This window comes from Trinickia sp. (assembly GCF_051961175.1).
In the GTDB taxonomy this organism is placed as follows: Bacteria; Pseudomonadota; Gammaproteobacteria; order Burkholderiales; family Burkholderiaceae; genus Trinickia.
The window spans coordinates 1-7,904 of sequence record NZ_JBQCDN010000131.1; the positions used below are offsets into that span (position 1 = coordinate 1).

The 7,904-nt window shown below is 64.7% G+C and carries 8 protein-coding genes; 3 read left to right on the forward strand and 5 right to left on the reverse strand.

Features of this window, described 5'->3' with window-relative positions; genetic code table 11:
- The first annotated feature begins 242 nt into the window (after nucleotides 1-242).
- Nucleotides 243-704: an EVE domain-containing protein gene (locus tag ACTHL0_RS07260; protein ID WP_440565995.1), complete on the forward strand. Its 462-nt coding sequence runs from the start codon at nucleotides 243-245 to the stop codon at nucleotides 702-704.
- A 122-nt stretch (nucleotides 705-826) separates the two neighbouring features.
- Complete coding sequence (locus ACTHL0_RS07265; RefSeq protein ID WP_440565996.1) at nucleotides 827-1,531, forward strand: SIMPL domain-containing protein; 705 nt, start codon at nucleotides 827-829, stop codon at nucleotides 1,529-1,531.
- A 109-nt stretch (nucleotides 1,532-1,640) separates the two neighbouring features.
- Here ACTHL0_RS07265 and lgt read toward each other — a convergent pair whose 3' ends face one another.
- Nucleotides 1,641-2,546, reverse strand: a complete 906-nt coding sequence (gene lgt / locus ACTHL0_RS07270) for a prolipoprotein diacylglyceryl transferase (protein WP_440565998.1) — start codon at nucleotides 2,544-2,546, stop codon at nucleotides 1,641-1,643.
- 81 nt (nucleotides 2,547-2,627) lie between these two features.
- Nucleotides 2,628-3,608: a LysR substrate-binding domain-containing protein gene (locus tag ACTHL0_RS07275; RefSeq protein WP_440566000.1), complete on the reverse strand. Its 981-nt coding sequence runs from the start codon at nucleotides 3,606-3,608 to the stop codon at nucleotides 2,628-2,630.
- A gap of 214 nt (nucleotides 3,609-3,822) precedes the next feature.
- Between ACTHL0_RS07275 and ilvD the strand changes: the two genes are divergently transcribed.
- Nucleotides 3,823-5,496, forward strand: a complete 1,674-nt coding sequence (ilvD, locus tag ACTHL0_RS07280; RefSeq protein ID WP_440566001.1) for a dihydroxy-acid dehydratase — start codon at nucleotides 3,823-3,825, stop codon at nucleotides 5,494-5,496.
- 22 nt (nucleotides 5,497-5,518) lie between these two features.
- Here the strand turns inward: ilvD and ACTHL0_RS07285 are convergent, their stop codons facing one another.
- The 3 genes from ACTHL0_RS07285 to ACTHL0_RS07295 are packed head-to-tail and all read right to left on the reverse strand — an operon-like array spanning nucleotide 5,519 to nucleotide 7,890.
- Nucleotides 5,519-5,914 carry a DUF2486 family protein gene (locus ACTHL0_RS07285; RefSeq protein ID WP_440566002.1) on the reverse strand — a complete coding sequence of 132 codons (396 nt, stop codon included), beginning with the start codon at nucleotides 5,912-5,914 and terminating at the stop codon, nucleotides 5,519-5,521.
- Nucleotides 5,915-5,957: 43 nt separating this feature from the next.
- Nucleotides 5,958-6,389, reverse strand: a complete 432-nt coding sequence (locus tag ACTHL0_RS07290; RefSeq protein ID WP_440566003.1) for a DNA polymerase III subunit chi — start codon at nucleotides 6,387-6,389, stop codon at nucleotides 5,958-5,960.
- 43 nt (nucleotides 6,390-6,432) lie between these two features.
- Nucleotides 6,433-7,890: a leucyl aminopeptidase gene (locus ACTHL0_RS07295; protein WP_440566005.1), complete on the reverse strand. Its 1,458-nt coding sequence runs from the start codon at nucleotides 7,888-7,890 to the stop codon at nucleotides 6,433-6,435.
- Nucleotides 7,891-7,904: the final 14 nt, after the last annotated feature.

Consider the following 7,904-nt stretch of genomic DNA (forward strand, 5'->3'; position numbering starts at 1 on the left):
TGGTTCGCCAAGGTCATAAATTCCTTGAACCAATGCCATGTGCACGGTTGCGGAAATTTGCAGCACGGGTGTGCGCGTCACTCTGTCTGATGTACCCGAAGTGCGGCTAACTGCGACCAATTCTGAATCCTCGGTTCAGGATGCCGGCCTAGCGGCTAAGGCGGGGACTTTATTCGACGGCATCGGTGCTCCCGATGCCGTTTTCATTTGTGTTCGTTTCGCTCCACTGACTCGATCTGCCTATGCGCTATTGGCTCATGAAGTCCGAACCGGACGAAGCAAGCATCGACGATCTCTACTCCGCACCGAAGCGAACGCTGCCCTGGACCGGCGTGCGCAACTACCAGGCGCGCAACTTCATGCGCGACATAATGGGAAAGGGCGACGGCGTCCTCTTCTATCATTCGAGTTGCCCGGAACCTGGCATCGCCGGCATTGCCGAAGTCGTGTCGGGCCCGTATCCCGATCCGACGCAATTCGACCCTAAGAGCCCCTACTACGATGCGAAATCGACGCACGAAGCGCCGCGCTGGATGCTCGTCGACGTCCGCTTCGTGAAGAAGACGCCGCTCGTATCGCTGGCTGAACTGCGCGCGCATCCCGAGCTTGCCGGCATGCGCGTGCTGGCCAAAGGCAACCGGCTATCGATCACCCCGGTGACCGATGACGAATGGCGCTTCATCACCGAGCGGCTCGCGTCGTAGCTTGCGTCGTCATAACGCATCGCGGGCGACGAGGGCACGGCAACCGGAGCCGGGAGGGTCCCGGCCCCATGCCATTTCTTGAAGTGGAGCCAAGAATCAAGATGAGAAAAACAATCGCAGCGATGTCTTTCGCAGCCGCCGTGCCGCTCGCGCTGGTCGCCCTGCCCTCGACCTCAAGAGCCGACACTGTATTGACGCAGCCGGTGCCGGCGGGCGTGCTGTCGCTCTCCGCGCAAGCCAGCCAGGAAATCCCGCAGGACACGGTCGATATCACACTCTTTTACGAGCAGGAAGCATCCGATCCGACGTCGCTCACGAACGCCCTGAACCAGCATGCCGAGACGGCGCTGGCACAGGCGAAAGGCGTCGGTGACGTCCAGGCACGCACGGGCGCGTTTTCGATCTTCCCGATGACCGACAAAAATGGCCACATCTCCACGTGGCGCGGTCGAACGGAAGTCATTCTGAAGTCGCATAACTTCGGCGCCGCCTCGCAGCTGGCGGGCAAGCTCACGTCGGTCATGCAGGTGGGTAACGTCGCGTTTTCGCTGTCACCCGAGGCGCAGCGCGCCGCGGCCGACAAGCTCGGCGGCCAAGCCATTCAAAGCTTCAGGAATCGCGCCGCGGCGGCAGCCAAGGATTTCGGCTACTCAGGCTATACGATTCGCGAAGTCGACATGAACAGCAACGGCGGCTCACCGCCGCCGCGCCCGATGTTCGCGATGCGGGCGATGGCGGCAGAGGCGGCGGCACCGGTGCCCGTCGAAGGCGGGACGTCCACGGTGACCGTCAATGTCTCGGGCTCCGTGCAGATGACACGGCAATGAGGGCGGTAAGCGCCGGATGCCGCATGATGGCCCGGCGCATAGGTTGAAGCACGCGGGCGGAGCAGGACAAGCCCTACCGCCCGTGTGGTGCGGATGATGATGCGCGCGTTTACGAACTCGATCCGACACCGGCCGGCACCGTACGCGCGCGCCGGTAAGACCAGATCAGCAGCGCGATACCCCCGATAATCATCGGCAGCGAGAGCCACTGCCCCATCGAGAGCCCCAGCGCCAGCAGCCCGAGGAAATCGTCGGGTTCGCGGGCGAACTCCACCGTGAACCGGGCCAGCCCGTAGCCGATCAGAAACACGGCCGACGCGGCTCCGACCGGACGTGGCCGGCGCGTGAAAAACCAGAGCACGAGGAACAGCGCGATCCCTTCGAGCGCGATCTCATAAAGCTCCGACGGGTGGCGCGGAAGCATGTGGTATTTGGCGAATACATCGACCAGATGCCACTTCGCCGCCAACAGCGGATGCTGCGCCAGCCAGATCGCATCGTCGCCCGATGCGCTCTGGAACAGCATGGCCCAGGGCGCATCGGGGCTCGTCACGCGCCCCCACAGTTCACCGTTGATGAAATTGCCGAGGCGGCCCGCCGCGAGACCCGTCGGCACCATCGGCGCGACGAAGTCCGTGACCTGCAGCCACGTGCGCTTGCGCTGATACGCGAACAGCACCATCGCCAACGTCACGCCGAGAAAACCGCCGTGAAACGACATCCCGCCCTGCCAGACCTTGAAGACGTCGAGCGGATGGGCGAAGTAGTAATCGGCCTTATAAAACAACACATAGCCGATCCGGCCGCCGAGAATCGTTCCCAGCACGCCGTAGAACAGGATGTCGTCGATATCCTTCGTGGTCCAGCCTTGCGCCGCGACGTGCGGCAGGCGCAAGCGCAGCCGGGCGATGACGATCGCCAGCATGAATCCGACGAGGTACATCAGGCCGTACCAGCGAACCGCAAGCGGGCCGACATGAATCGCAATAGGATCGAAATTGGGATGAATCAGCATCGTAAGGCTTTCGGCATTTAAAAATGAGGCGTTGAACGAGCGGCACGCGCGCCGCGTTTAAGCATCGCGCTCTCGCGCATCCTACGCTGGCCTGGCACGGCGGCCGGCGCCCGCTTGCCGCGGTGCGCGCGGCTGCAAGCTGCCGGCCAGCACGCGCACGATGTCGATGAAGCCGGCCAGCACGGGGCTCACGTCGGCCGTTCTCCAGACAATTCCGGTCTCGATCAGCGGCGCGCGCTCGGCCAGCGGCCGATAGACGACGCCGGTGCGTCGCAGATTACGCAGCGATTGCGGCACGAGCGCCATGCCCATCCCGGCCGACACCAGGCTGACGATCGTCTGCATCTGAATCGCTTCTTGTCCGATGCGGGGCGTGAGCCCGGCCGCGCCGTAGCAGCCCGTAATGATGTCATAAAAGCCCGGCGCCAAACGGCGCGGAAAGATGACAAGCGGCAATTGCCCTACCTCGGCCAGCGAAACCGGCTCGTCGATCCAGTCGGGCGGTTCGCCGCGGCCGCGGTGACGCACGCTTGATGCCGGCAGTGCGGCGATGAGCGGCTCGCGCATTATGGGCAGATACGAGAGCGTGGCCACGTGGCGCGGCGGCGGGGGCGGGATGATCAGGCCTGCATCGATCCGGCCCGCGACGATCTCTTCGATCTGCACGTCGCTTGTCGCTTCGGTCAGATTCAGGCGCACCCGCGGATGGTGCACGGCGAATTCGCGCAGCAGTTGCGGCAGCAAGCCGTAATCGGCGGTGGAGACGAACGCCAGCGAAAGCGCGCCGGCCTCGCCGCGCGCCAGACTCTGCGCGAGCGGCCGCAAGGTGTCGGCCGCGGCGAGCAGCTTGCGCACCTCGGGCAGCAGATCGGCGCCGACGGCCGTCAGTTCGACCGTGCGCTTCGTCCGCGCGAACAGTTCGACGCCAAGCGTCTCCTCCAGCGCGCGAATCGCTTGCGACAGCGGCGGCTGCGTCATCGACAGCTTGCGCGCCGCGCGGCCGAAATGCCGCTCTTCGGCGACGGCGACGAAATAGCGCAACTGGCGCAAATCGGGGGTCATGTCCGCGGTTCCCTGAGATCCTTGAAACGTCGTTGATATGCAGTTCGACCTAGTCCGGCATGAATCATATATTGGACATGGGCACCGGCGCGCGGCATGCTGGCTCGAGCCTCATGCGCGGTGCCCGCCCCGCTCGGCTCCTTGCCCGCCGAATCCGGCCGGCCGCGCGTGCCGCGGCCCCGCGCCCTTCCGATCCACGAACCGGAGTTCCGCCATGGCCTACAACCGTCGCTCGCGGCACATCACGCAAGGCGTCGCCCGCGCCCCGAACCGTTCGATGTTCTATGCGCTCGGCTACGAGAAGGACGACTTCGATAAACCGATGATCGGCATCGCGAACGGCCATTCGACGATCACGCCGTGCAACGCGGGGCTGCAAAAGCTCGCCGACGCCGCCGTGACGGCTGTGATCGATGCCGGCGCCAATGCCCAGACATTCGGCACGCCACCCATCTCGGACGGCATGTCGATGGGCACGGAAGGGATGAAGTATTCGCTCGTCTCGCGCGAAGTCATCGCCGATTGCATCGAGACGTGCGTCCAAGGCCAGTGGATGGATGGGGCCGTCGTCATCGGCGGCTGCGACAAGAATATGCCCGGCGGCATGATCGCGCTCGCCCGCATGAACGTACCGGGCATCTATGTCTACGGCGGCACGATCCGTCCCGGCCATTGGAAAGGCAAGGACCTGACGATCGTCTCGTCGTTCGAGGCCGTCGGCGAATTCACGGCCGGGCGCATGTCGCAGGAAGACTTCGAGGGTATCGAACGCAATGCCTGTCCCAGCACGGGGTCGTGCGGCGGTATGTACACGGCCAACACGATGAGTTCGTCGTTCGAAGCGCTGGGCATGTCGCTGCTGTATTCGTCGACGATGGCCAACCCCGACGACGAGAAAGTCGCCTCGAGCGCCGAATCGGCGCGCGTGCTGGTGGAAGCGGTGAAGCGCGATTTGAAGCCACGCGACATCATCACACGCCAGTCGATCGAGAATGCCGTGGCATTGATCATGGCGACGGGCGGCTCGACCAACGCCGTGCTGCACTACCTGGCCATCGCCCACGCGGCCGAAGTCGAATGGACCATCGACGATTTCGAGCGCATCCGCCAGCGTGTGCCCGTCATCTGCAACTTGAAACCCTCGGGCGAATACGTCGCCACCGATCTGCATCGCGCCGGCGGGATCCCGCAAGTATTGAAGATACTGCTCGACGCGGGGCTGCTGCATGGCGACTGCATGACGATCACCGGCAAGACGATCGCCGAAGAATTGAAGGATGTCGCAAGCAGGCCGCGCGCCGATCAGCAGGTCATTTTCCCGATCGAGCAGGCGCTGTACAAGGAAGGGCATCTGGCAATCCTGAAGGGCAACCTCGCGACGAATGGCGCTGTCGCCAAGATAACGGGGTTGAAGAATCCCGTCATCACCGGCCCGGCGCGCGTGTTCGACGACGAGCAAAGTGCGCTGGCGGCCATCCTGGACGACCGCATCCGCGCAGGCGACGTGCTCGTGCTGCGCTATCTGGGCCCGCAAGGCGGACCGGGCATGCCCGAGATGTTGGCGCCGACATCGGCGTTGATCGGCAAGGGGCTCGGCGAATCGGTTGGCTTGATTACCGACGGCCGCTTTTCAGGGGGGACATGGGGGATGGTGGTCGGGCACGTCGCGCCGGAAGCGTTCGTCGGCGGGACGATCGCGCTCGTGCAGGAAGGCGATTCGATTACGATCGACGCACACGCGCTGCTATTGCAGTTGAACGTCGATGAAGCGGAACTCGCCCGCCGCCGGGCCGCTTGGACACCGCCCGCGCCACGTTACACGCATGGCGTGCTCGCCAAATTCGCGGCGCTCGCACGGCCCGCCGATCAAGGCGCCGTGACCGGCTAGCGACGCGCGGCCAGTGGCGCGTCTATCGCCGCGACGTATGCCGTGCAAGTTCCTCGCTCACGGCATCGCGAACCCAACCCGCGACTTCCTGCTCGAGCGCGCCCAAAACGTCGCGGGTAACCTGGCGCACGAGCCAGTTCGTATGCTCTTCGATGGCGTCGCGGCAGTGCGCTTCGATCACGCCGCGCGCGTCGCGCCGCAAGTACGTCGAAAAACGCGCACGCAGGCGCTCGGCGATGAATTCGACGTCGCGTGCGTCGAGCGCTGCCTGCGGGCCGGACGCCGGTTCCGAGGAGACCGCCGATGATGGCACGTCCACCGCGGCCGGCGTCTCGGCCGGGCGGCCCATCGCTGAACGTCCCGGCACCATGACATCCGTCAGCATCGGAATCGAATTGGGATCGACAGGATCGACCATGCTTGTCTCCCTAAATCAATGAATGCACTGCGCGCGCAAACGCTCACGCGCTGCGCTGCTTGTCGCCCTGCTTGTAATTGTTGAGCGGATAGCCGCGATCGCGATAGAAGCGATAGCGCTCGCGGCCCGCTGCGAGTTCGTCCGCACTCGTGCCGACGATTTCGAGCAGGCGCTCGAAGCGGGCAAACTGGGCCGGCACAGCCGGCGCCAGGTTCAGCAGAATCTGATGATGCGGAACGCGCTCGAGATCCGTCGCCAGCACGATCGGGGTGCGCGCGGCGAGCGCGCTGTCCGCCATGCAATGCGGCAGGAAATCGAGCGGCGAAAACGTCCAGAGCCGTTCGTCGAACGCGCGCAACCGCCCCGGATCGGCCAGCACGACGAGCGGCTGGCCGGCCAGGTACGCCTTGCGCGCGAGCCGGCACGCATAGAGCAGCGCGTCGTCGACGTTCGTATGAAAATCGACGCGCGTCACGGCGCAACTCCGCGAACCCGCTTGCCGGCGGCCATCGACATCATTACTGCCCCGCGCGATCGATCAGGAACTGCGTAAGCAGCGGCACGGGACGCCCCGTTGCGCCCTTGGCCGCGCCGCTCTTCCACGCGATGCCCGCGATATCGAGGTGCGCCCACGGGTAGGCTTCGGCGAAGCGCGACAGGAAACACGCCGCCGTCACGCTGCCGCCCGGACGCCCGCCGATATTGGCGAGATCCGCGAAGTTCGACTTCAGTTGCTCGTGATATTCCTCGTCGAGCGGCATCCGCCAGGCTGGATCCGATGCCTCGCGCGACGCATCGAGCAATTCGCCGGCCAGCGCGTCGTCCTTCGAGAACAGCCCCGCATTGTGATGGCCGAGCGCGATGATGCAAGCACCCGTCAGCGTGGCGACATCGACGACTGCAGCCGGCTTGAAGCGCTCCGCATAAGTGAGCGCATCGCACAGAATCAGGCGTCCTTCGGCATCGGTGTTGAGCACTTCGATCGTCAGCCCGGACATGCTCGTGACGATGTCGCCCGGCTTCGTGGCCGTGCCGCCCGGCATGTTCTCGACGGCGGGAACGATCCCGACGACATTCAGCTTCAAGCCGAGTTCGGCGACGGCGCGCAGCGTGCCGAATACCGAAGCGGCGCCGCACATGTCGTACTTCATTTCGTCCATGCCCTCGCCCGGCTTGAGCGAGATGCCGCCGCTGTCGAACGTGACACCCTTGCCGACGAGCACGATCGGCGCGGCCTTGGCCGAGCCGCCCTGGTACTGCATGACGATGAACTGCGGGGCTTCGGCCGTGCCGCGCGTGACGGAGAGCAGCGAACCCATCTTGAGCGCTTCAAGCTGCTTTAAGCCGAGCACTTCCACCTTGAGCTTGAATTCCTTGCCGAGCTTCTTTGCCGTTTCGCCGAGGTAGCTCGGCGTGCAGACATTGCCCGGCAGGTTACCGAGATCGCGCGCCAGATCCATTCCGTTGGCGACGGCTTGCGCCTGCTTGACGGCGAGCTTCGCGAGCTTTTCGTCAGCCGGATCGATCGACACGACGATACGCTTGAGGGCGTGCTTGGCCGGCTCCGGCTTGCTCTTGAGCTGCGTGAACTGATAGGTTTCACCACGCAGCGCGAGGACCGCTGCGCGCGCGGCCCAATCGGCTCCTCGCTCCTTGACGGGCAACTGCGCGAGCGTGAACGTCACTTGAACGATCTTAGTGCCGAGGATCGCGCGCCACGCGGCCCGCGCCGCATCCATGTACGCCTTCTGGCCGAACGCGTCTTGCTTGCCGAGACCGACAAGCAGCACGCGCGATGCGCCGATGCCTTCCACTTCGTGCAGGAACAGCGTCGAGCCGCCCTTGCCCTGCATGTCGCCTGCCTTCACGATGCGTGTGAGGAGCCCCTTCGTGGCGGCGTCGATCTCGCGCGCAGCGCCCGAAAGAGACTGCCCCTCAAACACACCGATGACGATGCAATCGGATTTCCCCGTCAGAAAACCGCCCGTCG

Excerpts from the sequence above, each read along its gene's own strand:
- ACTHL0_RS07260 (WP_440565995.1), top strand. The coding sequence starts at position 243 with ATGCGCTATTGGCTCATGAAGTCCGAACCGGACGAAGCAAGCATCGAC.
- ACTHL0_RS07265 (WP_440565996.1), top strand. The coding sequence starts at position 827 with ATGTCTTTCGCAGCCGCCGTGCCGCTCGCGCTGGTCGCCCTGCCCTCG.
- lgt (WP_440565998.1), bottom strand. The coding sequence starts at position 2,546 with ATGCTGATTCATCCCAATTTCGATCCTATTGCGATTCATGTCGGCCCG.
- ACTHL0_RS07275 (WP_440566000.1), bottom strand. The coding sequence starts at position 3,608 with ATGACCCCCGATTTGCGCCAGTTGCGCTATTTCGTCGCCGTCGCCGAA.
- ilvD (WP_440566001.1), top strand. The coding sequence starts at position 3,823 with ATGGCCTACAACCGTCGCTCGCGGCACATCACGCAAGGCGTCGCCCGC.
- ACTHL0_RS07285 (WP_440566002.1), bottom strand. The coding sequence starts at position 5,914 with ATGGTCGATCCTGTCGATCCCAATTCGATTCCGATGCTGACGGATGTC.